Source organism: Candidatus Eisenbacteria bacterium (assembly GCA_005893305.1).
In the GTDB taxonomy this organism is placed as follows: Bacteria; Eisenbacteria; RBG-16-71-46; order SZUA-252; family SZUA-252; genus WS-9.
The window spans coordinates 8437-8965 of record VBOZ01000037.1 but is presented as its reverse complement, the minus strand read 5'-3'; the positions used below and the strand labels follow the sequence as shown (position 1 = coordinate 8965).

The window sequence follows — 529 nt, the reverse complement described above, 5'->3', positions numbered from 1 at the left end:
CTTTACGCCCAGTGATTCCGAACAACGTTTGCTCCCCCCGTATTACCGCGGCTGCTGGCACGGAGTTAGCCGGAGCTTCCTCTTGTGGTACCGTCAAACCACCGTGCTATTAGTACGGTGGCGTTTCTTCCCACATGACAGGAGTTTACAACCCAAAGGCCTTCATCCTCCACGCGGCGTCGCTCGGTCAGGGTTTCCCCCATTGCCGAAGCCTCTCGACTGCTGCCTCCCGTAGGAGTCTGGGCCGTATCTCAGTCCCAGTGTGGCCGGTCATCCTCTCAGATCGGCTACCCATCGTCGCCTTGGTGGGCCATTACCCCGCCAACTAGCTAATGGGACGCAGGACCATCTTTGAGCGGTAGCTTGCAAGCAGAGGCCACCTTTGACTGCAGAACCATGCGATCCCGCAGTTTCATGCGGTATTAGCACCCCGTTAGGAATGTTATCCCCCACTCGAAGGCAGGTTTCCTACGCGTTACTCACCCGTTCGCCACTTTACTCGGGTATTGCTACCCTTTCGCGTTCGACT

1 rRNA gene is annotated in these 529 nt (G+C 57.3%); it reads right to left on the bottom strand.

Annotation, left to right across the window (positions count from 1 at the left end):
• Positions 1–529, bottom strand: a 16S ribosomal RNA gene (locus E6K79_11960); the annotation flags it as partial.